The 22,652-nt window shown below is 64.0% G+C and carries 23 protein-coding genes; 14 read left to right on the top strand and 9 right to left on the bottom strand.

Annotated features, from left to right (window positions below; translation table 11 throughout):
- The first annotated feature begins 9 nt into the window (after nt 1-9).
- The 9 genes from ACZ2HM_RS18120 (at nt 10) to ACZ2HM_RS18080 (ending at nt 7,905) form a co-directional block, all read left to right on the top strand.
- Nucleotides 10-1,692 carry a class I adenylate-forming enzyme family protein gene (locus ACZ2HM_RS18120; protein ID WP_470427127.1) on the top strand — a complete coding sequence of 561 codons (1,683 nt, stop codon included), beginning with the start codon at nt 10-12 and terminating at the stop codon, nt 1,690-1,692.
- Nucleotides 1,689-2,108, top strand: coding sequence for a nuclear transport factor 2 family protein (locus tag ACZ2HM_RS18115; protein WP_096061788.1), 420 nt, complete (start codon nt 1,689-1,691; stop codon nt 2,106-2,108). The genes ACZ2HM_RS18120 and ACZ2HM_RS18115 overlap by 4 nt, the downstream gene beginning before the upstream one ends.
- 14 nt (nt 2,109-2,122) lie before the next feature.
- Nucleotides 2,123-2,884 (top strand): SDR family NAD(P)-dependent oxidoreductase, encoded by a 762-nt coding sequence (locus tag ACZ2HM_RS18110; RefSeq protein WP_096061789.1) that lies wholly within the window; start codon nt 2,123-2,125, stop codon nt 2,882-2,884.
- Nucleotides 2,884-3,312 carry a nuclear transport factor 2 family protein gene (locus ACZ2HM_RS18105; protein WP_069064282.1) on the top strand — a complete coding sequence of 143 codons (429 nt, stop codon included), beginning with the start codon at nt 2,884-2,886 and terminating at the stop codon, nt 3,310-3,312. Before ACZ2HM_RS18110 ends, ACZ2HM_RS18105 begins: the two co-directional genes overlap by 1 nt.
- Before the next feature lie 119 nt (nt 3,313-3,431).
- The gene (locus ACZ2HM_RS18100) at nt 3,432-4,220 is read left to right on the top strand and encodes a hypothetical protein (protein ID WP_470427126.1); all 789 of its coding nucleotides are present in this window, start codon (nt 3,432-3,434) and stop codon (nt 4,218-4,220) included.
- Between the two features lie 82 nt (nt 4,221-4,302).
- Complete coding sequence (locus ACZ2HM_RS18095) at nt 4,303-5,052, top strand: SDR family oxidoreductase (RefSeq protein ID WP_470427125.1); 750 nt, start codon at nt 4,303-4,305, stop codon at nt 5,050-5,052.
- Between the two features lie 38 nt (nt 5,053-5,090).
- Complete coding sequence (locus ACZ2HM_RS18090) at nt 5,091-6,557, top strand: aldehyde dehydrogenase family protein (RefSeq protein WP_470427124.1); 1,467 nt, start codon at nt 5,091-5,093, stop codon at nt 6,555-6,557.
- Nucleotides 6,558-6,578: 21 nt separating this feature from the next.
- Entirely contained in the window at nt 6,579-7,319 is a 741-nt protein-coding gene (locus ACZ2HM_RS18085) for a TetR/AcrR family transcriptional regulator (RefSeq protein WP_470427123.1), read from the top strand.
- 133 nt (nt 7,320-7,452) lie between these two features.
- Nucleotides 7,453-7,905: a PA2169 family four-helix-bundle protein gene (locus tag ACZ2HM_RS18080; RefSeq protein WP_470427122.1), complete on the top strand. Its 453-nt coding sequence runs from the start codon at nt 7,453-7,455 to the stop codon at nt 7,903-7,905.
- Nucleotides 7,906-7,957: 52 nt separating this feature from the next.
- On the opposite strand, the gene ACZ2HM_RS18075 is transcribed toward ACZ2HM_RS18080, so the two are convergent.
- From ACZ2HM_RS18075 to katE, 8 genes are all read right to left on the bottom strand, one after another.
- Nucleotides 7,958-8,803: a glycosyltransferase family 2 protein gene (locus tag ACZ2HM_RS18075; RefSeq protein WP_470427121.1), complete on the bottom strand. Its 846-nt coding sequence runs from the start codon at nt 8,801-8,803 to the stop codon at nt 7,958-7,960.
- Nucleotides 8,800-9,390, bottom strand: a complete 591-nt coding sequence (locus tag ACZ2HM_RS18070) for an SAM-dependent methyltransferase (protein WP_069064288.1) — start codon at nt 9,388-9,390, stop codon at nt 8,800-8,802. The genes ACZ2HM_RS18075 and ACZ2HM_RS18070 overlap by 4 nt, the downstream gene beginning before the upstream one ends.
- A complete protein-coding gene (locus tag ACZ2HM_RS18065) occupies nt 9,387-10,055 on the bottom strand; it encodes a PIG-L deacetylase family protein (RefSeq protein ID WP_083216998.1) in 669 nt (222 codons plus the stop codon). The genes ACZ2HM_RS18070 and ACZ2HM_RS18065 overlap by 4 nt, the downstream gene beginning before the upstream one ends.
- Complete coding sequence (locus ACZ2HM_RS18060; protein WP_470427120.1) at nt 10,049-11,167, bottom strand: acyl-CoA dehydrogenase family protein; 1,119 nt, start codon at nt 11,165-11,167, stop codon at nt 10,049-10,051. The genes ACZ2HM_RS18065 and ACZ2HM_RS18060 overlap by 7 nt, the downstream gene beginning before the upstream one ends.
- Nucleotides 11,164-12,183 (bottom strand): glycosyltransferase, encoded by a 1,020-nt coding sequence (locus ACZ2HM_RS18055; RefSeq protein ID WP_470427119.1) that lies wholly within the window; start codon nt 12,181-12,183, stop codon nt 11,164-11,166. Before ACZ2HM_RS18055 ends, ACZ2HM_RS18060 begins: the two co-directional genes overlap by 4 nt.
- Nucleotides 12,180-13,112 (bottom strand): glycosyltransferase family 2 protein, encoded by a 933-nt coding sequence (locus ACZ2HM_RS18050; protein ID WP_470427118.1) that lies wholly within the window; start codon nt 13,110-13,112, stop codon nt 12,180-12,182. The genes ACZ2HM_RS18055 and ACZ2HM_RS18050 overlap by 4 nt, the downstream gene beginning before the upstream one ends.
- Nucleotides 13,105-14,244: a glycosyltransferase family 4 protein gene (locus ACZ2HM_RS18045; RefSeq protein WP_470427117.1), complete on the bottom strand. Its 1,140-nt coding sequence runs from the start codon at nt 14,242-14,244 to the stop codon at nt 13,105-13,107. The genes ACZ2HM_RS18050 and ACZ2HM_RS18045 overlap by 8 nt, the downstream gene beginning before the upstream one ends.
- A 73-nt stretch (nt 14,245-14,317) precedes the next feature.
- A complete protein-coding gene (katE, locus tag ACZ2HM_RS18040) occupies nt 14,318-16,444 on the bottom strand; it encodes a catalase (RefSeq protein WP_470427319.1) in 2,127 nt (708 codons plus the stop codon).
- Nucleotides 16,445-16,761: 317 nt separating this feature from the next.
- Between katE and ACZ2HM_RS18035 the strand changes: the two genes are divergently transcribed.
- The 4 genes from ACZ2HM_RS18035 (at nt 16,762) to ACZ2HM_RS18020 (ending at nt 20,798) form a co-directional block, all read left to right on the top strand.
- A complete protein-coding gene (locus ACZ2HM_RS18035; RefSeq protein WP_193378899.1) occupies nt 16,762-17,505 on the top strand; it encodes a Crp/Fnr family transcriptional regulator in 744 nt (247 codons plus the stop codon).
- Complete coding sequence (locus tag ACZ2HM_RS18030; protein WP_470427116.1) at nt 17,502-17,693, top strand: hypothetical protein; 192 nt, start codon at nt 17,502-17,504, stop codon at nt 17,691-17,693. The genes ACZ2HM_RS18035 and ACZ2HM_RS18030 overlap by 4 nt, the downstream gene beginning before the upstream one ends.
- Nucleotides 17,694-17,848: 155 nt before the next feature.
- Nucleotides 17,849-18,967, top strand: a complete 1,119-nt coding sequence (locus ACZ2HM_RS18025) for an extracellular catalytic domain type 1 short-chain-length polyhydroxyalkanoate depolymerase (RefSeq protein WP_470427115.1) — start codon at nt 17,849-17,851, stop codon at nt 18,965-18,967.
- Between the two features lie 100 nt (nt 18,968-19,067).
- Entirely contained in the window at nt 19,068-20,798 is a 1,731-nt protein-coding gene (locus ACZ2HM_RS18020; protein WP_470427114.1) for an acyl-CoA dehydrogenase C-terminal domain-containing protein, read from the top strand.
- Nucleotides 20,799-20,943: 145 nt separating this feature from the next.
- Here ACZ2HM_RS18020 and ACZ2HM_RS18015 read toward each other — a convergent pair whose 3' ends face one another.
- The gene (locus ACZ2HM_RS18015) at nt 20,944-21,408 is read right to left on the bottom strand and encodes an Lrp/AsnC family transcriptional regulator (RefSeq protein ID WP_470427113.1); all 465 of its coding nucleotides are present in this window, start codon (nt 21,406-21,408) and stop codon (nt 20,944-20,946) included.
- A gap of 124 nt (nt 21,409-21,532) precedes the next feature.
- On the opposite strand from ACZ2HM_RS18015, the gene alr reads away from it, so the two are divergent.
- Nucleotides 21,533-22,651, top strand: coding sequence for an alanine racemase (gene alr / locus ACZ2HM_RS18010; RefSeq protein WP_470427112.1), 1,119 nt, complete (start codon nt 21,533-21,535; stop codon nt 22,649-22,651).
- The last annotated feature ends 1 nt before the right edge of the window (nt 22,652 follow it).

Here is a 22,652-nt window from a genome sequence, read left to right as displayed (position 1 = left end):
GGACGCATCATGACCGACCAGCCGCTTTCGATCGTCGCCGGTCCTCCGCTCAGTGAAGAACAGGGGCTGGGGGCGCTGACCTTGAGCGGCTGGTTGCGCGAAGTCACGACGCGCTCCGGCCCGGCCGAAGCGCTGGTGATGTACGAAGGGGATAGCGTCACCCGCTGGACCTATGACGATCTGTGGGCGCGCGCGAATGAAGTCGCGCGCGCGCTCATCGCCTGCGGCGTGGGCAAGGGGACCCGCGTTGGTATCCTGATGACCAACCGCCCCGAATTTCTGGCGGCGGCCTTCGGCACCGCGCTGGCGGGCGGTGTCGCCGCGACGCTCAGCACCTTTTCGACGCCTGCCGAACTGGACCATCTGCTCCAGTCGTCCGCCTGCCACGTCCTGCTGATGGAGCGCACCGTCCTCAAAAAGGACTTTGCCGCGATCCTGACCGATCTGGAACCGGGCATCTCGACGGCCATCCCCGGTGCGCTGGCCTCGCCCCATTTCCCCTTCCTCCGCCACATCGCCTCGCTCGGCGGTGGCGAGGGCATGATCGAGCCGTGGGACGCTTTCCTGAGGCGCGGCGATAGCGTCGATCAGGCGCTGGTCGATGCGACCGCCGCCACCGTTACCCCCGCCGACCCCGGCGTCCTCTTCTTCTCTTCCGGCTCCACCGCCAAGCCCAAGGGCATCCTCTCGATGCACCGCGGCGTCACACTGCAACTGTGGCGCTGGAAACGCTTTCTCGCCGCCAAAGAGGATGCCCGCGCCTGGTCGGCCAATGGCTTCTTCTGGTCGGGCAATTTCGCCATGGCGATAGGCGGCGCGCTCTCGTCGGGTGGCAGCCTGATCCTGCAAGCGACCTTCCAGCCCGAAGAGGCGCTGACCCTCATGGCGCGCGAACGGGCGACCATGGCCTTCGCCTGGCCCCACCAATGGGCGCAACTGGAAGGGGCCGCCAACTGGAACGACGTGGACCTGTCCGCGCTCCACTATGTGGGGCAGAACACGCCGCTCGGCCGTCATCCGACCGTCAGCACCGACTGGCAGGAGCCGATGGCCGCCTATGGCAATACCGAAACCTTCACCATCAGCACCATCTTCGATTCCGGCACGCCCGACGATCGGATCGCGGGCACCCATGGCATCCCCTTGCCGGGCAATATCTTCAAGATCCTTGATCCGCTGACCGGTGCCGTCGTGCCGCTTGGTGAGCGCGGCGAGATCGCGGTCAAGGGACCGACGCTGATGCTGGGCTATGTCGGCGTGCCACTGGACGAGAGCGTGGACGCCGACGGCTTCTTCCATACAGGCGATGGCGGCTGGTTCGATGCGGAAGGACGGCTGCATTGGGAAGGGCGCCTCAATGACATCATCAAGACCGGCGGCGCCAATGTCTCGCCGATCGAGATCGACACCGTCATCAAATCCTGCCCCGGCGTAAAGGTCACCCAGACCGTCGGCGTGCCCCATGAAACCTTGGGCGAACTGGTCGTCACCTGCATTGTCCCCCATGTCGGCGCACCGCTGGACGAAGACGCCATCCGCGCCTTCGCCAAGGCGCAACTCGCCAGCTATAAAGTACCACGTCGCGTCCTCTTCTTCAGCGAAGATGACCTCTCGCTGACCGGCAGCGCCAAGATCAAGACGGCGGACTTGAAAGCCTTGGTGGTCAAACAGCTCGCGACCGAACCGGCATGAGCGACGGCGCGGAGCAGGCGCTGGCGATCGCCAATCTCAAGGCCCGCTATTGCGCTACCGCCGATCTCGCCGCCAGCGACCCGGATCAGGCCCGCACAACTTTCGCGACCATCTTCGCGCCGGATTTCGTCGGCTACTATGGCATGGGTCGATTGATCGGCGCGCAGGCGATCACCGACTTCCTCTGCACTGCCATTGCGGGCAACAGCCTATGGCTGCTGCACATGCTCCATTCGCCACGAATCCTGATCGACGGCGATCGCGCGACCGGCGACTGGACGGTCCTGGTCAAGCTCAAGCGCCGCAGTTCCGGCGCAATCGACACGGTGATGGGCCGCTACAGCGACGTCTTTCGCCGCACACCCTTGGGGTGGCGGATTGCGCAAGTGACCTTCACCCGCATGGACCAAGCATAAAGGATAGCAGGATCATGGCCCATCGTTTCAGCGGCAAGACCGTGCTGGTCACCGGATCGGCAGGCGGCCTCGGTCGCGCCCACGCACTGGCCTTTGCAGGGGAGGGCGCGCATCTCATCCTCGCCGATATCAACGAAGCGGGCCTGATGGAAAGCCAGGCGCTGATCGAAGCGGGCGGTGGCAGTGCGTCCATCCACCGCGTCGATATGGGCCAGGAATCCGACATTCAGGCGTTCGCCGCAACGATCCTGTCGGCGCATGACCGGCTCGACGTCCTCATCAACAATGCGGGCCTGCATGCAGGCGAAATCGCGCGCGGCTTTTTCGGCCTCGGCATGGCCAAGTGGCAGCATTTTTTCGCCGTCAACACCTTTGGCCCTCTGCTGCTCGCCGAAGCGCTGCGTCCCGCGCTGGCAAAGGCCAAGGGCGTCATTATCAACAAATGTTCGATGGCCAGCTATAATCCCGCCACCGCTTACGGCATCACCAAAGCGTCGCTCACCGTCTTCACCCACGCCATGGCCCAGCAATTCGGCGTCGACGACATTCGCTGCGTCGGCATCGCGCCTGGCCTCATGGAAACCGAAGCAGCGCTCCAAGGCGTCGATGCCGCCAATTGGGAACGGCTCAAAGCCATGCAGTCGGTCAAACGGCAGGGGACGGCAACCGACATATCCAACCTCGCTTTGTTCCTCGCGTCGGAAGAAGGCAGTTTCGTCAACGGCCAGGTCATCTTGTGCGACGGCGGCAACCAGATGCGCGGGTTCCGCTTCTGATGCCCGCGCCCGATTTTGCCGACTGGCTCGCCATCACTGAATTGAAGGCGCGCTACTGCCGCCTGCTCGACACCAAGGATTGGGACGGCTGGGCCGCCCTCTTCACGCCCGACTTCCTGCTCGATGCGACGGGATCGGGCGGTCCCCGCATGGAAGGGCGCGATGATGCCGTTGCCAGCGTGCGACGCTCACTGGAAACCGCCAAAACCGTCCATCATGTCCATATGCCTGAACTCACCCTATCAGGCGACGCCGCCACCGGCATCTGGCCGATGCAGGATCATCTTGTCTGGGCGGATGGACGCACAATGACCGGCTATGGCCATTATCACGACCGCTATATCCGCATCGACGGGGCATGGCGGATCGCTCAATCGCGCCTCACTCGCCTACATATCGCCATGCAGTCGCCGCCGCCTTCGGCCTGATCGCCATTGCCCCGGCGATCAATTGATCAGGCCCGCCCAATCCTCTGGCGCACCGTCGCCGTCCATGCTGAATTGGCGCCTGACAAGCGTTTAAGCGCGCGCAGCCAGAGGGCAGAGGAATGAGCCTGCATACCACCATCCACCTCCATAACGTTCCGGCCGGACGGGAAGCGGACTATGCCGCCTGGTTTGACGGTCCCCATCGCGACGATCTTGCCCGCCTGCGCGGCTTCCGCTCGGCCGACCGCTATGCCATTACGCCGCAGCAGATCATGCCCGATATCCCCCAGCCATGGCGGTATCTGAGCGTCTACGAGCATGACACCGCCACCCCGGAAATCGACCTGCCCGCGCTCGCCCCACTCCTGGCCCAGGCGCGCGACGCCGGGCTGATCGACGATAGCGACGAAAGCGAGCGCATCCATAGCTATGCCATGTATGCTGACTGGGCCTTCAGCCCCAACCACCGCGCCGATCACCCCTTCTCCGGGGTGAGCATCATCCTCGCCAATTTCGTCGCCGGGCGCGAAGCCGAATATCATCACTGGTATGACACGGTCCATGCGCCCGAAGTGACCCGCGTCCCCGGCAAGGTCGGCATGAAGCGCGGTCGCCTGTCGCCGGTGCAGCTCGAACCCAAACGCTATTGCCCCGGCAGCGACCTGGTCCTCTGCGCGCAGCAGACCGACGACCTGCTCTTCACCGTCAAGGATTTCAGCGCCCGCGCCCGCGGCGTCAGCCCCAGCGGCGTCGCCTTTGCCCCGCGCTCCGCCTCCGGCTCGGTCGCGCGCACGGTCCATTATTTCGGCAAAGTCAGCGGCCCGGCCTTTTGGCCCGGCGGCATCGCCTATGATGGCGATCTCTCGGTCTACCCCGCCGATTTCGCGCGGCCGGCTGCCAGCGCCTGAACAGCCATCGCGCGCGCGATGGCCGTCCCCCTTGCCGTGCGCGCGCCAGTGCGGAATGGGATGAAGCAACAAGAGTTGAAGGATGGAGCAGGACATGGGCAAGACGATCATCATCACCGGCGCGGGCGACGGCCTCGGCCGCGCCCTGGCGCGGCGTTTCGCGCGTGACGGCGAAACCGTCATCCTGCTCGGCCGCACCTTGTCGAAGCTGGAAGCCGTAGCCGCCGAACTGGGCGAGGGGCATTTGGCCCTGCAATGCGATGTCGGCGATCCCGACTCCGTCCGCGCCGCCTTCGCGCAGATCGCCACGCGCCATCCCAAGGTGGACGTCCTCATCAACAACGCCGCCATCTATGAGCCGTTCACCCTCGCTGACGTGCGCGACGACCAGATCCAGTCATCCCTCGCCATCAATGTCGCCGGGCCGATCTATTGCGCCCGTGAAGCGCTGCCGCTGCTGCGGGGTGGCGGGCATATCATCAATGTCAGCAGCGAATCCGTCGCGATCAAGATGGCGATGCTCTGGCTCTATGCCGGCGGCAAGGCAGGGCTGGAACTGATGTCGGACATGTGGGGACGGGAACTGGCGGCGGACGATGTGCGCGTCACCGTGGTCCAGGCTGGGCAGATGATGGACGAAACCAAGACTGGCACCAATTGGCCGATGGATGTCGCCATGCGCTTTATGCAGGACAATGCCAAAATCGGCCTCAACCCGCGCGAGCGGCCCATCACCCACTATGATTCCGTTACCGACGCCTTCCGCGCCGTCATCGACATGCCCGCCGACCTGCACATCGGCACGGTCGCGCTGACGGCGCGCCGCCGCTGATCACCCTATCTCCGCATATCGACAGAAAGACCCTAGCCATGGCCACTCTCCCCGACGCCAAACTCACCATCGACGGCGTGCTGCGCGACGCGCAGGGCGGCAAAACCTTCGATGTCATCAGCCCCTGGACCGGCCAGCCGGTCGGCAAGGCCGCCGATGCTTCGGCCGCCGATGTGGATGAAGCCATCGCCGCCGCGCGCCGCGCCTTCGACACGACCGACTGGTCCACCAATGTCGAAAAGCGCGTCGACCTGGTCACCAAATTGCGTGCCCTGTTCGAAGCGAACCGCGAACGCCTGTCCGACCTCGCGCGCGACGAAGCCGGTGCCGCGATGGGCGCGGTCGGCCGCGCCCATGTGGACATGGCGCTCGACGGCTGGGACGATTATCTGCGCCTCTTTCCGCAATTGAAATGGGACAAGGATTATGGCGGCCGCACCGGCTATGGCTTCGAAACGCAGCGCAAGGCGGTCTATGAACCGGTCGGCGTCGTCGGCGCCATCACGCCCTGGAACGTCCCGCTTTATGTGAATGTGGGCAAGGTCGTCGCCGCGCTGCTCGCCGGTTGCACCGTTATCCTCAAACCCGCGCCCAACACGCCGGGCATGGGCGCAATCTTCGGCGAACTGGCCCAGGAAGCGGGCTTCCCCGCCGGTGTCCTCAACGTCATCTTCGGCAGCGATCCGGCTCTGGCGGGGGAAATGCTGGTGACCGATCCGCGCGTCGATCTCATCTCCTTCACCGGCTCCACCAATGTCGGCAAGCGCATCATGGAACAGGGCGCGGCCACATTGAAGCGCGTCTTCCTCGAACTGGGCGGCAAGTCCGCCAAGATCATATTGGAGGACAGCGCCAATTTCGCGATGGACGTCGCCCAGTCGATGCTGGTCTTCCACGCGGGTCAGGGCTGCGCCGTCCATTCGCGCCTGCTGGTGCCGCGCAGCCGCTATGAGGAAGCCAAGGCGGTCCTCAAACATGCCTATGCCAGCTTCGGCGACAATTGGGGCGACTATGATAATCCTGCGTACATCATGGGACCGGTCGTGTCGCAGCGGCAGATGGAACGGGTCTTGTCCTATATCGATATCGGCCAGGCCGAAGGCGCGACACTGCTGGCGGGTGGCAAGGCACGGCCCGACAAGGGCAGCGGCTATTTCATCGAACCGACCTGCTTTGTCGATGTCACCAACGACATGCGCATCGCCCAGGAGGAAATTTTCGGCCCCGTGCTGGTCGTCATCCCGTTCGAGGATGATGACGACGCCGTCCGCATCGCCAATGAAAGCGACTATGGCCTGTGCGGCGGGGTCTATTCGGCCGATCTCGATCGCGCCATCGCGGTGGCAAAGCGGATACGCACCGGCTCCGTCAGCGTGAATGGCGGCATGTGCATCGCCGGGGACTTGCCTTTTGGCGGTTACAAGGCCAGTGGAATCGGCCGCGAATGGGGTCTTGAGGGAATCGAGGAGTTTCTCGAAACCAAATTGATCGCATGGCGCGCATGACGGGATAGCAAGGATCGGCTCTTGAGCGCAAAGGCGGACATGAAGGCAGGGCAGGGGGCAGGCAAATCGCCACGCTCGCGCCCGTCCACCGCGACCAAGACGCTCAGCCATAATCTCAACGGACAACGGCTGGGGCGCAAGGGGCGGGATACGCGCGACCGCATCCTGGCCGCCACCAACGAACTGCTCGCCGGTCCCGCCGATGTCGAACTCTCGCTCAGTGCGGTCGCGCGTCAGACTTCGCTCGGCATGACGTCGCTCTACAATTATTTCAACGACCTGACCGAATTGCTGCTGGCCGTGCTGGAGCCGGTCATGGCGACCGCCGAAGAGGAATATGTCCGCCTGCTGCGCACGCGCTGGGACGATGCTTCGCTCGGCGACCATACTCTTGCCCTGGTGACGGCCTATCACGGCTTCTGGGTCAAAAATTCCCGTCTGCTTCATCTGCGCAACCGCATGGCCGACGCGCAGAATGAGCGGATGATGCTGCATCGTATCCGCGCGGCCCAGCCGGTCATGCGCCTGATGGTCGAACAGATGGATGGCGACCTCACCAAGCCGCAATCACCGGTGTTCAGCATGGCGACAGCGCTGATGACCGGGCTTGAACGTATCGTCACTGTGACGACTGACGCCACTCTGCAAAATACACTCCACGCCCCCAATCCCTTGGGCCGCACCCATTTGCTGCGCGCGGAGGCACGGCTGCTGGAACTCGGCATCCGCGACTATCGGATGCTCGCGGCATCAGGTGACTGAGGGCTTTCCCATCAATCACATTGATGGAGATTAAGGACCGATATTTGTTTGCGACTTTCCCGGTCGCTCGTCGTTGAAGGGGGTATCCGGTTGCCAATGGCGCCGGTTTTCATCTTTCAAGACGGGAACCATCATGTCCGACAACAGCCACGATATTTCGACCCTCAACGGTTTGATTGCCACCACGATCGACAGCGCCGATGGCTATACCGAAGCCGCCAAGGACAGCGAAGGCGGTCGCTTCGTGACGCTCTTTACCAGCCGCGCCGCCGAACGCCGCGAAGTCGCCACCCGCCTGCAGCAGGAAGTGACCCGTCTGGGCGGCAATCCTGAAGACGACGGCACCGTCCTTGCAGGCGCGCATCGCATGTTCCTCAACCTCAAGGCGATGATGACGGGTCATGACGACAAGGCGATCGTCAACGAAGTCGAAGCTGGCGAAGATCATATCAAGGCCAAGTTCGAAGATGCGCTGGGCGACACGAAACTCTCGCCCGCCGTCCGCAGCGTGATCGAAGGTTGCTATACCTCGGTCAAGGCAGGCCATGACGAAATGCGCGACATCAAGCACTCGATGCAGCACTAAGAAAAACAACGGATCGGCGGGGGCAACTCCGCCGATTTTTTGTCCGAATGGGCTACTCGGAACCTATGACCCGCGCCGCATCGACCTCCGCCATGGTAGGCATGCGCAACAGGCTGATCGCATCGCCCTCACGCGCGAGCAATCCCGCCTTCTCGAAGGCGGCCAGCCAGCCTTCCATAGGCCATATTCCCCATTTCTGGCGAAACAGCCGCGCATTGCGCACGATGTCGGCCAGATGCTGCAGCGGCGGGTCGATCACATCATGATATTGATGAAACGCGCCCGTGCCCCCCAGGAATAGCAGGGGCAAGCCTGCCTCCCGCGCGCGAAAGCCGAAATCGGTATCTTCCGCGCCATAGCCGGTAAACGCCTCATCGAACCCGCCCAGTTCGACGAACCGCTCACGTCGAATGCCGAAGATCAACGACCAGAACAGTCCGGCATTATGTTCTTCGCGCAAGCCCGCCGCTGGAAAAGGACGAACCGGGTGCGGCTTCGCGCATTGCATCAAAGCCGCCTCGTCCCACGCGCCGCGCGCGTCCTTGGGGCCAAGATAGAGCGCTTCGGCGCAGATCAGCGCATCCTGCTCCGTCAACGCTTGCGCCATCGCCGCCGTCAGGCCCCGCATCGGAATGCAGTCGACATCCAGAAACAACAGCATGTCGCCCCGCGCAGCCTGCGCCGCCGCATTGCGCGCCGCCGCGAGCGGCAGCCCCGGCTGATCGAGCCGCACGATATGCAGCGGAAAGCCCGTCGCCTCCACCGCGACGGGCGGCTCGCTGCCCATATCGACGATCACCAGTTCGTCAGGCTGCGCCTCGCACCGCCGCAACCCTTCGATCAATTGCGCCAGATGCCCCGGCCGGTTCTTGACGATCGTCAGGACGCTCATCGTCATGCCGACATGCGCCACAGATCGAGCCGATATTGGTCGCGGCGTTCCGCTGTGACGACTTCAACAGGTCGCGGCATTGCCGCGCGAAACTTCTCCACCGCCTCGTCGCCGCTTTGCGGATAGTCCGTCTCGCCCGTCCAGTGGACCAGCAATAGGTCGCCGCCGGGCGCGCCATGCGTGCCCGCCCATTCAGCCGCGCGCCTAATGTCGGCATCGTCCCAATAATAGATGACTTCGGACAGGATGATCAGATCGAACGGCCCACCCAGCGGCATTTGCGCGGGAAAGGTCATCCGGTTGAACGAGACATGATCGAATACGGCACAACGCTCGCGCGCGCCGCCGAGCGCCGTTTCGCTGACATCGATCGCGACCAGCGCCCGGCAATGTTCGGCCAATCGCCGCGTCAACATGCCCTTCGCGCAACCGATCTCGAAACCCAGTTCATAGCGACGATCGCCCAGCGCCTCGATGCTATGGGCATATTTAGCTTGCTCATAGGCGCTGGTTTCCAGCGACCAGGGATCATCTGTTCCCTGGAACATCTGCTCGAAATATTGGGGGTCCAGGCTGCTAACATGCCGGGTCATGGCCGTCTCCGCACATAGAGTATATCGCGCGCGCCCATGCGTCGCTGTTCGGGCGACAGGCGAAAGCCGGGGCCATGCGCGGCGGTCAACTGGCTGCGATGCGCCGCCAGCGCCAAGCGCCGTTGTCCCATAGCCATCGGGGCTGTCTGGATCGCGCGCCGGATCTTCCGGTCGGGCCTGTTCGCCCAGACCAGATATTCCGCCACGATTAAATTGCGCATCGCCCGTGCATGCACCGCATAAGCCAGCGCGGCCGCGGCAGCATGGTCGCAATGCGGCTCATGCCCGGCCGTGACTGCCAGCGCATCGACCCGCCAGCGCCGGCACAGCGCCGCCAGATAACGCGCCGTCCGCTCGAACAGCGGATCGCCGGGGCGTGCCGGGGCCGCATCCTTCCAGTCCAGATGCACGGGCCGCCGCGCCCCTCCGCCCGCCAATCGCTGCACTGCCCTGGTCGCCTCGCGCCGCCGAGCCGCCGCCAGCCTTTGCGCCGCCTCATGCGATCCCGCGCCATCGGTCAGATAGACAAGGCCCGCTAACCGCCCCGCCTTGGCCGTCTGCGCGATCAGCGCGCCCGCGCCCAACGTCTCGTCATCAGGGTGCGGTGCCAGCACCAGCCAACGCATATCGCGCCACTGGCGCGAGGACAGCGCAGCCGTCACCATAACAAATCCTCCGCGCCCCAGGCATCATGATCCAACCAGGCCAATGCCGCCTGATCCCGCGCATAATCGGGACCACCCTGGCGCAGATAGAGGCTTAAGTCGCGGCTGATCTTGTCGATCCGCTGCCCGTCCATCGCGCTGCGCGTGCCCACGATCCGCGCCGCAAGTTCCATGACATCCAAAGCCGCGCGCTCCACCACGCCGCGCGTCATCCGCGCGAACGCCGGACCATCGGCATCGTCTCGCGCCGCGCGCAGCGCCGCCTCGCGCACCCACAGATAAGCGGTGCGTGTGGCCGCCACCGCATCGGCGAATTTCGCGCGCTGCACCGGATCGTGGCGCGCCACATCCGAGATCGCCTTGCGCGTCTCGATCAACAGCGCTTCGATGCCGCCCAGTTGCACCGCCGTAAACCGCCAGGCCCCGGTGGTGAACAGCGGTTCGCGATCATAATCGCCCGGCGCGCCCAACATGTCTTCGGGCGCAACCACCATCCCGGTCAGATCATACAGCCCGCTGCCCGTCGCGCGCATCCCCCGCACCCGCCATTGCGACAAATTAGCCCGCGCCGCATCGTCCGCTGCAACCACGACCAATTGCCGCGCGCCGTCCTCCGGCTGTACAGTGATAATCGCATGCGCCAGCCCACCCGCACCCGTGGCGAAGGACTTGGCCCCTTGCAGCGTCCGACCAACCATCTTCACACCCGGCGGCGGCTCGGTCGCCCACATGCCGTAAAAGGCCCCCGCATCCAGCCTCTGGCCGAGACCATGCTGTTGCGCGGTCGTCGCGAAATGATCGAACAGGATCATCGCATTGACATGCCCTTCATACAGCCGCCCAACGCTCAGGTCCGCGCGACCGATAACCCGCAGGACATCGAACAGGCATAGATGCCAAGCCTCCTCGTCGCCGCCAAAATCAAGCCCGCCACTTGCGACCGGCGCAAAGCAGCGATGCAGGCCCGCCGCCGCCAGGCACTGCATACTGTCGATCGGAAAGACCGGCGCGGCGTCATAGCGCGCCCCCAATTCCATCAGCCTTGGCGCAACGGCGGCAGCCCGCGCCGTCGGATGCGCGTCGTCCGCGATAGGGAAGGGCGCTACGCTCATGCCGCTGCCGCCTGTTCGCTAAGCCAGATCGCCGCCGTTCGCGCGCCTTGCGGATCGTGCAACCGCCTCCTCGCTTGCGGAGACAAAGCCTTCGCCTGCGCCAGCAAGGACGGCCATGTCGCTGCCTCCGGCCAATCTTGCAGCACCACCGCCGCACCCAGACGCGCCAGACCGCTGGCCGTAGCCTGCTGCTCACCAAAAGGCCGCGCTTCGGGCATGCAGATGAACGGCCGATCCGCGACCAATACCGCGCCGACCAGTCCTTCACCCGCTCCGCCGATCACCACATCGGCCGCCGCGATCTCCCGCGCCGCATCCTCGACCCAACCCGCAATATCCAGATTGGGCGGGCAATCGCCGACCGCCGACACCGGCCCGATCACCCGCCATTGCACATCCGGGCACGCCCGCGCCGCCTGCGCCAAACGCGCGCCATCGCCCGGCGCACCGCCGCGGCCGATGACTACCAATATACGGCCGGACGGCGGCACCGCCCCCGCCACGGCGGTCGTAATGCCTGGCAGATAGCGCGTCCGCTCGCGCACCCACGCCGGCGTCGACTCCAACTCCAGATCGGCATGAAAGGGGGCCAGCAACCCCGCTGCCCCCCGAAAAGCCTCCAGATGCGGCACATCGCTGCGCGCACCATTCAACCGGACACAGATGGTCGGCACCGATGCCAGCCGCGCCAGCATGGCCATCTCCACCGACACATCCACCACCATCAGCGCTGGCCGTTCAGTCGCGATCCATTGCGCCACCCGCGCCACGCGCAACCGTACGCCTTCATGGTCGATCGGCGCATAATGGAGCGCTGCGGGCCGCCCTTCGCTGCCATCTACGCCATCGAACCGACCCGACAAAGGCCGATCGTCGGGCAGATCGATCCCGGCCTCGCCAACCCCAGTCCCCAGCAATATGATCGGCCAGTCACTCGCGGCGGCAATCGCCCGTGCCCGTGCCCTGTGTCCCGCACCATGATGATGGACATAATAGCCGATCGGTCGCCGCGTCATGCGCTTATCTCCAGCGGCATATCATGCGGCATCGGCGGCAATAATGGCTCGCGTCGCGCGATCAGCGCATGGCCATCTACCCGCGCGCGCAACCGCCTGCGCCATAGCGCCCGCTCGCGCCAATGGTCGAAGGCAGGCGCCATGGGCTGACAACCTTCTTCCGCGTCCCGGTAAAGCTGCTGCATGGCACTCGCCATGCCACCCTCCGCACGCCCCTCCAGGCGCGGCGATACGGCGATACGCACGTTAGCCGGATGGGCGAGCCGCGCGCCACGCGCCAATGCCGCCGTCACCAAGGCCCGGTCCTCCCCCGTCGCGAGCAACGGCACCCCACCACAGGCCCGATAAACTGAGGCACGGATCGCCAGTGAAGCCCCCGTATGGTCGCCATGGCGCGGCGCAACATCCCAGGGCAGGGGATCGATCGCATCCTCGATCGCGCGCACCGCCGCCCAATAGGCATCCCATGCCGAACGCAGCGCCGAAACAGCCGGGGGCAGGGGTTCCTGGCTATCGATATCGATCCGGCCACCCACCATATCCGCGCCCCGGTTCAGAGCCTGGGCGATATTGCGCAGCCAATCGACCGGCGGCCGACTATCGGCGTCGGTACTGACCAGCACGCCATCCTTCGCCCTCGCAATCCGCCGCAGCCCCGCATCCATCGCCAACTTGCGCGCCGATCCGGCATGCGCCAGCTCCGGCGCGAAATCGGCAACGACCACCGCAATATCCAGCCGCGCGCCATATCGCCGTTGCGCCCTGCCAATCACGTCTAGACTATCGTCCGTTGTATTATTGACGCCGATCGACACCATCACCGAACCCGGCCAATCCTGCGCCGCCAATGCCGCAAGCAGCACCGGCAACCTTTCGGCCTCGTTCCGTGCCGGCACACAGACGCAAAAATTGATCGTCGGCTCAACCATGGAGCATCGCACGCAAGGATTCCGGCGAGGACGGCGGCACCAGATGCATGGCCGCCCGGCCATCGCGCGGCACCGGCCTGCCCAGGTCGATCTGCTGCCGATAGAGCGCTTCATAGCTTTCCACCATGCGGTTAGCGTCGCACATCTGCTCCGCCCGCGCGCGACAGGCCCGCCGATCCAGCGCCAGCGCCGCGCGCCCCGCCTGCGCCAGCGACCCGACATCATCGGGCGTGGCCAGAACCCCACAACTAAAATCAAGAATTTCCGGTATCGCACCCCGCGCAAAGGCAGCCACCGGCACGCCGCAGGCCAATGCCTCGGCCACGACCAGCCCATAAGGCTCGTCCCACAAGGGCGTACACAGAAACGCGCTGGCCCCGGCCACCAGTTGCGCCAATTCCCTATGGGCCAAATGGCCGACATGGATGATGTCCTCACCCAGCGTCGGCGCAATCACCGTCCGATAATAATCCTCGTCCAACACCGGCCCGGCTATGCGCAACGGCAAGCCGATAAGGCGCGCCGCCTCGATCGCCAGATGCAACCCCTTTTCCGGCACGATGCGGCCATACCAGACCAGATAGGGCGCGCTGTCGGCCTGCGCGCGAAAGACGAATTTCCGCAAGTCGATCCCGTTGAGGATGACGGCATCGGCGGGCGCCACATGGCTCCACTGCGCCGCGACCGACTGCGACACCGCCACCAGCGCATGATTGGGCGCTTCGCACAGGCGAATGCCGCTTTCCAGCCAGCAGAAGGGCGGCGTGTGCAGCGTCGTGACCATCGGCATGGGTAGACTGTCGGCCATGGTCAGCGGCAGATAATGGAGCGCATTATTGTGAATGATGTCGAAATCCCGGTTCCGCAAACCGGTCATCAGGCTGAGGTAAGCGTGATGCTCGCGAAAGAAGGCGATGTCGCTCGCTTCCGTGGTCCCGACGGACGTTATCGCCGTCTCGGTACAAATCGCCTCCAGCCCCAATGAGGGTTCGGAACGCGATGACGCAAAGACGGTCACCGCATGACCACGATCCCGCAAGGACCGGGCCAGAAGATGCGTATGCATCTCCAAACCGCCCGCAAACGGTTCCGCAATAGGATGCTTGAGATGGGCGATAATGCCAATCCGCATCAACGATATCCTTTGGACAAGAAGAGGGCCGGAGGCGAAAACGCATTCGCCCCCGGTTGATCGAAGATCGAGATCAGGCGTCGGGCACGGCGTCCAGATCCACGGTCATTTCCCGTGGCCAATGGCGCAGCCCGCGACAGGCGGTCAGCAGGCTCGTGGCGTCTTTCGCTGTAGCAAGCGGCAGGCAGCCCTCGTCCAGATCGTCGGCGATACCCGCCTTTTCGAACAAGATCTGTGCCTCTGCCGTAAGCCCCATGAACTTGCAATGGGCAAAGGCATCGGTGACGAAGTGCTTGGCCGCTGCATCCATCGCCAGCAACGCCGCCCCATCCGCGGACGCGACCACCGCAACCGCATCATAGAGAACCGATGGTCCGCCATCGATCTTCTGCTTGGCCGCAACCGCCGTCCCATCGGACAGGGTGACGCCGCCGATCTTGGGCGCAATCACTTCATAGACCGCGCCTTCCTTGTCCACCGCCTTGACTAGCGCGTCGAACATTTTGGCATCGGCCCCATCGGTCAAAAGGATGCCGAGCTTGCGGCCCTTGAAATTGTCCGGGCCGTTCTTGACGATGCTCAGCGCATCGGACGGCGGCAAGTCCATGATCGTGGCGCGCGCCGCCTTTGCAGGCTCCGGCAGGGCCATGCCCAAACCATCGGCCACCGTCGCCGCCAGTTCCTCATCGATATTAAGCAGATGCGATACCGTCCGCGAACGAATGTCGGGCCGCTCGACCTTGCTCAGTTCGAACACGATCGCATCGCCGATATGCTTCTGCTCGATCGGCATCTGGCTGATATAGAATTGCCGCGCCTGGCTATAGTGATCGGCAAAACTCTCCGACCGGACCCGTTGCTTGGGACCGTCCTCGACCGTGGCGACACTGACGAAACCCTTGGCCGGGTCTTCGCGCGGACCACCCTGTTCGGCGCCCCAGCTATTGGGCTCGTAATTGGCCCGACCCTTGGGATTGCGCATCGCCATATGCCCGTCCTGCTGGAAATGGGCCATCGGGCATTTGGGCGCATTGATGGGGATATGGGTAAAGTTGGGGCCGCCCAACCGCTTGAGCTGGGTATCGAGATAGGAGAAATTCCGACCCTGCAGCAGCGGGTCGTTGCTGAAGTCGATGCCGGGCGGCACATTCTGCGTGCAGAAGGCGACCTGTTCGGTCTCGGCAAAGAAATTGTCGACCACCCGATCAAGCACGAGTCGTCCGACGATCCGCACCGGGATCAATTCTTCGGGGATCAGCTTGGTCGCGTCGAGAACATCGAAATCGAAACTGTCGGCGAACGCATCGTCAAACAACTGCACGCCCAATTCCCATTCGGGGAAATCGCCCGCATTGATCGCGTCCCACAGGTCGCGGCGATGGAAATCCGGGTCGGCCCCGTTGATCTTGACCGCCTCGTTCCAGGCGACCGACTGCAAACCTTGCTTGGGCTTCCAATGGAATTTGACGAAGGTCGACTTGCCCTCGGCATCGACCAGGCGGAAAGTATGGACGCCAAACCCTTCCATAGTGCGCAGCGAGCGCGGGATCGCCCGGTCGGACATCGTCCACATCACCATATGCATGGCTTCGGGCGACAGGCTGATGAAATCCCAGAAATTGTCATGCGCGGTCTGCGCCTGTGGGAAATCCCGATCCGGCTCAGGCTTGGCGGCATGCACCAGATCGGGAAATTTGATCGCATCCTGAATGAAAAAGACCGGGATGTTATTGCCGACCAGATCCCAATTGCCTTCCTGCGTATAGAGCTTGACCGCAAAGCCGCGCACATCGCGGGCAAGGTCGGCTGACCCCTTCGATCCGGCAACAGTCGAAAAGCGCACGAACGCAGGCACCTTCTCGCCCACCCGCTGCAGCACATCGGCGCGCGTCACATCGCTCAGCGATTCCGTCAGCTCAAAATAGCCATGCGCGCCATAGCCGCGGGCATGAACGACGCGCTCCGGGATGCGCTCATGATCGAAATGAAACATCTTCTCGCGAAAATGCATATCTTCCAGCAGCGTCGGCCCGCGCGCGCCCTGTTTCAGCGAATTTTGGTTGTCCGCGACGGGAATGCCCTGGGCGGTCGTCAAGGTCGCAACGTCACCGCCTGCAATCTGATGGGTCTCGCCGCCATCCGCCTGCGGTTCGGCATAAACATCGGACACGCCATCGGCGGGCGGCGGGGGCGGGGCCATGCGGGCCGATTGCTCGGCGATCTTGCCGGATGCGCTGGCGGGTTTGTCTGACTTGGCCATGAGAATTCCTCAACTGGAGAGCGCGCACATAGGCGAACAAAGGCAATGCCATGCTCAGCGACATGCGCAGGGACGGTCTGCAGAAATGCTACGTCACGGAAACACTCGGCAACGTTGCAAGTTGCCGCGGTCTGGCAAATACTAATCTGCGTCATAACGTTTTGTGGCCATGGCTCGGATATACTGGCGCAGCGGGCCGTTTGGACTGTCACGGGCGATCGGGGCAAAGATCGCCATTATAGGTGAAGGACGATATATTGTTCACGGATCGGTTTTTGAAAGGACGTCGGGGCGTCCAACTGGGCGCGGAAGAACGCGCTGTATTGGAAGGTGCCATATCCGAAGTCCGCAGCATCGACGCGCGCGCTACCATCGTCAGCGCTGGCGACCCGTTATCCAACAGCACATTGCTGATCGACGGCTTCATGTGCCGCTATCTCGATGACCGGGAAGGCATGCGCCAACTTGTCGCGGTGCAAGTGCCGGGCGATTTCGTCGATCTCCACGCCTATCCGCTCAAGACGCTCGACCATGATGTCGCCACCCTGACCGCGGCCACCGTCGCGATCGTCCCCCACCGCGCCTTGGACGGCATCAACGCGACCATGCCGGAACTGACCCGAAAATTATGGTTCTCGACCCTGCTCGATGCCGCCATCCACCGGGCCTGGCTGTTCCGGCTCGGTCGGTTGGACGCAGTCGGCCGCGTCGCCCATTTTCTCAGCGAAACGAACGCCCGCCTCCTGCCCGTGGGCCTGAGCGACGGAAGCCGCTTTGCGCTGGGCATCACCCAGAATGATATCGCCGAAATATGCGGCATCACCAATGTCCACGCCAATCGCGTCCTGCGTCAGTTGCGGGAGGAGGGGCTCTGCGTCTTCCGCTCCTCACTCGTCGATATTCTCGACGTCCGGGGTCTCGCCAGGCGGGGGCAATTCAATCCCGATTATCTCTACATCGATGCCGATCCTACCAAACCCAACGAAAGCCAAGCCTCATGAGGTCTCCCCCTCCCATCGCCGGTACGCAGACGCGGCCCGGCATAGCCAGCGCGGAAGCCGGGCTGGTATTGCTCGACGGTCCTGACGGTATCGCCGTAACCATGACCGCTTACGCCGCATCGGAAACGGGCAAGAGCCTGATCGAAGCCGCCCGACGCGCCGAACATTGGACCGAGCCAGAGGTGTAGGAATATGCTGCGTTGCGGCAGAATGAAGAAAATTATCCTCACATCTCCATGAAGATAAGGGGGATAGGCATCATATTCCATTGTGCGATGCAGCAACTATCTGGGCGGTTCAGCCATTATAGCATAATATAGGCGCAAGCCGCACCGGAGACCCCATGATGACCCGTCTAAGTTCCACCATTACCCAACTCGCCAAATTCCGGGCGATGGCGCACGGCGCGTCGGCCGACCCGGTCAAGGATCGCCTGGACGACCTGATCGCCTTCGGCAGCAACCCCGGTACCCTGCGCGCCAGAATCTATGTGCCTGCAAATCTGGCCAAAGGCGCGGCGCTGGTCGTCGTTCTTCATGGCTGCACCCAGAATGCGGCGGGCTATGATCACGCCGCTGGCTGGTCACAACTCGCCGACGAACAGGGCTTTGCGCTGCTCTTCCCCGAACAGCAGCGGTCGAACAATCCCAACCTCTGCTTCAACTGGTTCTCACCCATCGATTCCCGGCGCGATTCCGGCGAAGCTCTCTCGATCCGCCAGATGATCGATACCATGGTTGCCACCCATGACATCGACCAAAGCCGCATCTTCGTGACCGGCCTGTCCGCGGGCGGCGCCATGACGTCAATCATGCTGGCCTGCTACCCCGAACTGTTTGCAGGCGGTGCAATCATCGCGGGCCTTCCCTTCGGTTGCGCGGCCTCGGTCAACGACGCCTTCGCCCGCATGCGGGGCGAGGGCTATCCCGCTGACGACCGTCTGCCCGAACTGGTCAAGGCAGCGTCCGGCCATCAGGGACCATGGCCAACCATTTCCGTCTGGCAGGGCAGCGCCGACCAGACAGTCGCCCCCTCCAATGCCGACCGCATCCTCGTCCAGTGGCAAGCGTTACACGGCGTCGATACCTCGCCCACCGAGCAGGCGATCATCGACGGCAGCCCACGCCGCACCTGGCGCGACAAAAAGGGCAGGGCGGTCATAGAGTCCTATGAGATTGTCGGCATGGGCCATGGCACGCCACTCAACACCGTCGGCCCGGACGGCCATGGCAACGCCGCGCCCTATATGCTGGAGGCAGGCATTTCCTCGACCGGACAGATCGCTCAGGCTTGGGGGCTGATGACCGCCACACCCTCCCGCAAATCCGCCCCCACGCCCGGCGAACGCATCCGGCCGCAACCCATGCACGCCAGAAAACCAACCCCAAAGCCAGCGCACAAGGCGACCGGCGTCAGCGCCATCATCGAAGACGCGCTGCGCAAAGCCGGGCTGATGCGATGATCGGATAGAGGGGCCGCGCCGGGAGGCGGTCCTCTCGGCAGATAGTTGACTGTAACAGGTGTTTGGTGTAGTTCTCGACTACGCCAATAGGAGAGGCCTGATGTACAGCTACGTCCCCCCGATCGACGATTACCGCTTCCTGCTGACGCACGTCCTGCGCTTCGATGAAGCGATGGCCGACGTCGGCAAGGATGTGGACGCGGACCTCGCAGTCGCCGTACTGGAAGAGGCGGGCCGTATGTGCGCCGACCGGCTCCAACCTCTCAACCGCGAAGGCGACGAACAGGGCAGCCGCCTTGTAGACGGGGCCGTCGTCACCCCGCCCGGCTTTGCCGACGCCTATCGCGAATTCGTGGCGGCTGGCTGGCCCGCGCTCGCCGCGTCGCCGGACCATGGCGGGCAGGGGCTGCCCTTCATCCTCCAACTTTGGCTCGACGAAATGCTGTCGGCCACCAACCTGTCCTTCGGCCTTTTCCCCGGCCTGACGCGCGGCGCGGTGGAGGCGATCATCGCTCATGCCAGCGAAGACTTGAAAGCCGCCTATCTCGCCCCGCTGGTCAGCGGCGAATGGACCGGCGCAATGGCGCTGACCGAAAGCGGCGCAGGCACCGATCTGGCGCTGCTCAAGACCAAGGCCGTGCCGCTGGGCGATGGCCGCCACGCCGTGACCGGCCAGAAAATCTTCATCTCGTCGGGCGATCATGATTTTGGCGGCAATATCATCCACCTCGTCCTGGCGCGCCTCCCCGACGCCCCGCCCGGCGTCAAGGGGATCAGCCTCTTCCTCGTCCCCAAATTCCTGCCCGATACCGATGGCGGCTTCACCATCCGCAACAGCATGTCGGTCGGCGCGCTCGAAAAGAAGATGGGCATCCACGCCCAGCCCACCTGCGTCATGAATTATGACGAGGCGACCGGCTGGCTGGTCGGCGAACCGCATCGCGGCCTCGCCGCCATGTTCACGATGATGAACGCCGAACGGCTGATGGTCGGCATCCAGGGGTTGGGCATTGCCGGCGCCGCCTATGGCCAGGCGGCAAGCTATGCCAAGGAACGGCTACAGGGCCGCAGCGCCGATGGCAGCCGCAACCCCGTGGCGATCATCGAACATGCCGATGTCCGTCGCATGCTGCTCACCATCCGCGCCTTTGTCGAGGCTGGCCGCGCATTGGCAGGCTGGACCGCGCTCCAGCTTGATCGCGCCCACGCCCATCCCGATGCGGCTGAGCGCGCCAAGGCCGACGCGCTGGTTGCGTTGCTGACCCCGGTGGTCAAAGCGGCCTTCACCGACATGGGCTTTGAAAGCGCGGTGCAGGCGCAGCAGGTTTTTGGCGGCCATGGCTACATCCGCGAATGGGGCATGGAACAATATGTCCGCGACGCCCGCATCGCCCAGATTTACGAAGGCACCAACGGCGTGCAGGCGATGGATCTGGTCGCGCGCAAACTGCCGCTGTCGGGCGGCGCGGTGGTCGAAGGCTTTTTCGACCTGATCGGCGCCGATCTCGACGCCACAGACCTGCCAATCGCAACCCGCACCCGCGAGGCGCTCGGCAAATTGCGCGATGTCACCGCCTCGCTACGCGGCGCATCGGTCGATGCGTCGGGCGCGGCCGCGGTCGACTATCTGCGCCTCTTCGCCCTCGTCGCCATGGGCTGGATGTGGACCCGCATGGCCGCCGCTGCGCAGGACGACACACCGCTCCACAACGCCAAGCAGTCCGTCGCCACTTTCTTCGCGCAACGCATGCTGCCCCAGGCCGACGCCCTGGCCGCCAGCATCATGGCCGGCGAAACCACGCTTATGGCGCTGGAAGCAGACGCTTTCTAACCCGCGCTTATACCAGAATATACAGAGGACGACCCATGGACATTGTTCCCCGGCGAAGGCCGGGGTCCAGTTCGGAGCGTGGAACTGGACCCCGGCCTTCGCCGGGGAACATGACCTATAGGTTCCAATCCACGTCCGCTTGCTATTACCCCTTGCCCCGGCGTGGCCGCAACGCATCGCGCATCGCAATGTTGGAATTGATCCGCGTCACGCCGGGCAGGCGGGACAATATCTCGCTGTGGATGCGCTCATAGGCGTCCACGCTGTCCGCCTCGACGCGCAGCCAATAATCGACCGCGCCGGTCATCAGGAAACATTCGCGGATTTCCGGGCATTGCCGCACCGCATGTTCGAACCGCGCGAGATAATCCTCGGTCTGCCGATCCAGCGTCACCTGCACCACGACATTGACCAGCGGGCTGTCATCGCGCCCGCCCGCGACGATCGTATAGCCGCGAATGACGCCCTGCGCTTGCAATTGCCGGATGCGCCGATGGCAGGCGGACGCGGACAGGCCGACCTCCGCCGCAATCTCGGCATTGGACCGGCGCGCATTGAGCTTGAGCAGGCGCAGGATCGAGCGGTCGGTAGTATCGAAGGAAATGGCCATATCTACGGATCCGTTGTGATAATCGGCTAATATACAGCAGAAAATGCAATATTCTTCGATCATTCGCCATCTCATTTCGAAGAAACGTGATCTACAGTGCGGCAAGATGAGAAGGGGAAGCGACATGGATTTGCAGATGGCAGGCACTTTGCGCATCGACCTTGCCGCGCTGGTCGCCAACTACCGGCTGATCGTGGCGCAGGTCGCCCCCGCCAGCGTCGCGGGCGTGGTCAAGGCCAATGCCTATGGCCTCGGCGCAGCCGAAGTATCACGCGCACTGCTCGATGCAGGTTGCCGCCACTTCTTCGTCGCCCATTTGTGCGAAGCCACGGCTCTGCATCCGCATCTGCCGACCGACGCGACGCTCTATATCCTCAACGGCGTGCAACCCGGCGCAGAGGCGGCTTGCGCGGCGATCGGCGCGCTGCCCGTCCTCAATTCGCTCGAACAGATCGACGCCTGGGCGGCGACGGCCCGCACGCTGGGTCGCGCGCTCCCGGCCGTGATCCAGGTCGATAGCGGCATGTCGCGCCTCGGCCTCGCATCCACCGAACTCACGACCCTGCGCGATCAGCCGGATCGGCTGACAGGCATCGACCTGCGGCTGGTCATGACCCATCTCGCCTGCGCCGACCATCCCGAAGACAGCTTCAACCCGCATCAGCGCGCCACCTTTGACGCGATAGCCCGGCAATTCCCCGGCGTGCCCCGCTCGATCGACAATTCGGGCGGTGCCATGACGTCGGGCGTTGCCCATGGCGACATTGTCCGCGCCGGGATCGCCCTTTATGGCGGCGCGCCCCATGGCGAGCCCAACCCCATGCACGCCGTTGTCGCGCTCGACGCCTATATCGTCCAACTACGCACTGTCGATGCCGGGGCAGGGGTCGGCTATGGCCTCACTCATCGCTTCGACCGCCCTTCGCACATCGCCACCGTCTCAGTCGGCTATGCCGATGGCTGGCCACGGCATCTGAGCAACCGGGGCTTTGCCTATATCGGTGGCATGCGCGCGCCGATCGTCGGCCGCGTCTCGATGGACAGCCTCGCGCTCGATGTCACCGACGTCCCCGACTATCTCCTCTATCCTGCAGCAGCGGTCGAACTCATCGGCCCGCACCAGTCGATCGATGATGTCGCGGCACAAGCGGACACGATATCCTACGAGATTTTGACCCGGCTCGGCCCCCGCTACGCGCGCACCTATCTGCCCACGCCCGCCGCCACCATTCAGGAGCAATAAG

The organism is Sphingobium sp. KKT206, from assembly GCF_055640555.1.
Note: the sequence above shows the minus strand (reverse complement) of the source record. Positions and strands in the feature narration are given on the sequence as shown.

What these genes read in the sequence shown, in the direction of transcription:
- ACZ2HM_RS18120 (WP_470427127.1), top strand. Translation starts at nt 10, where the DNA reads ATGACCGACCAGCCGCTTTCGATCGTCGCCGGTCCTCCGCTCAGTGAA.
- ACZ2HM_RS18115 (WP_096061788.1), top strand. Translation starts at nt 1,689, where the DNA reads ATGAGCGACGGCGCGGAGCAGGCGCTGGCGATCGCCAATCTCAAGGCC.
- ACZ2HM_RS18110 (WP_096061789.1), top strand. Translation starts at nt 2,123, where the DNA reads ATGGCCCATCGTTTCAGCGGCAAGACCGTGCTGGTCACCGGATCGGCA.
- ACZ2HM_RS18105 (WP_069064282.1), top strand. Translation starts at nt 2,884, where the DNA reads ATGCCCGCGCCCGATTTTGCCGACTGGCTCGCCATCACTGAATTGAAG.
- ACZ2HM_RS18100 (WP_470427126.1), top strand. Translation starts at nt 3,432, where the DNA reads ATGAGCCTGCATACCACCATCCACCTCCATAACGTTCCGGCCGGACGG.
- ACZ2HM_RS18095 (WP_470427125.1), top strand. Translation starts at nt 4,303, where the DNA reads ATGGAGCAGGACATGGGCAAGACGATCATCATCACCGGCGCGGGCGAC.
- ACZ2HM_RS18090 (WP_470427124.1), top strand. Translation starts at nt 5,091, where the DNA reads ATGGCCACTCTCCCCGACGCCAAACTCACCATCGACGGCGTGCTGCGC.
- ACZ2HM_RS18080 (WP_470427122.1), top strand. Translation starts at nt 7,453, where the DNA reads ATGTCCGACAACAGCCACGATATTTCGACCCTCAACGGTTTGATTGCC.
- ACZ2HM_RS18075 (WP_470427121.1), bottom strand. Translation starts at nt 8,803, where the DNA reads ATGACGATGAGCGTCCTGACGATCGTCAAGAACCGGCCGGGGCATCTG.
- ACZ2HM_RS18070 (WP_069064288.1), bottom strand. Translation starts at nt 9,390, where the DNA reads ATGACCCGGCATGTTAGCAGCCTGGACCCCCAATATTTCGAGCAGATG.
- ACZ2HM_RS18065 (WP_083216998.1), bottom strand. Translation starts at nt 10,055, where the DNA reads ATGGTGACGGCTGCGCTGTCCTCGCGCCAGTGGCGCGATATGCGTTGG.
- ACZ2HM_RS18060 (WP_470427120.1), bottom strand. Translation starts at nt 11,167, where the DNA reads ATGAGCGTAGCGCCCTTCCCTATCGCGGACGACGCGCATCCGACGGCG.
- ACZ2HM_RS18055 (WP_470427119.1), bottom strand. Translation starts at nt 12,183, where the DNA reads ATGACGCGGCGACCGATCGGCTATTATGTCCATCATCATGGTGCGGGA.
- ACZ2HM_RS18050 (WP_470427118.1), bottom strand. Translation starts at nt 13,112, where the DNA reads ATGGTTGAGCCGACGATCAATTTTTGCGTCTGTGTGCCGGCACGGAAC.
- ACZ2HM_RS18045 (WP_470427117.1), bottom strand. Translation starts at nt 14,244, where the DNA reads ATGCGGATTGGCATTATCGCCCATCTCAAGCATCCTATTGCGGAACCG.
- katE (WP_470427319.1), bottom strand. Translation starts at nt 16,444, where the DNA reads ATGGCCCCGCCCCCGCCGCCCGCCGATGGCGTGTCCGATGTTTATGCC.
- ACZ2HM_RS18030 (WP_470427116.1), top strand. Translation starts at nt 17,502, where the DNA reads ATGAGGTCTCCCCCTCCCATCGCCGGTACGCAGACGCGGCCCGGCATA.
- ACZ2HM_RS18025 (WP_470427115.1), top strand. Translation starts at nt 17,849, where the DNA reads ATGATGACCCGTCTAAGTTCCACCATTACCCAACTCGCCAAATTCCGG.
- ACZ2HM_RS18020 (WP_470427114.1), top strand. Translation starts at nt 19,068, where the DNA reads ATGTACAGCTACGTCCCCCCGATCGACGATTACCGCTTCCTGCTGACG.
- ACZ2HM_RS18015 (WP_470427113.1), bottom strand. Translation starts at nt 21,408, where the DNA reads ATGGCCATTTCCTTCGATACTACCGACCGCTCGATCCTGCGCCTGCTC.
- alr (WP_470427112.1), top strand. Translation starts at nt 21,533, where the DNA reads ATGGATTTGCAGATGGCAGGCACTTTGCGCATCGACCTTGCCGCGCTG.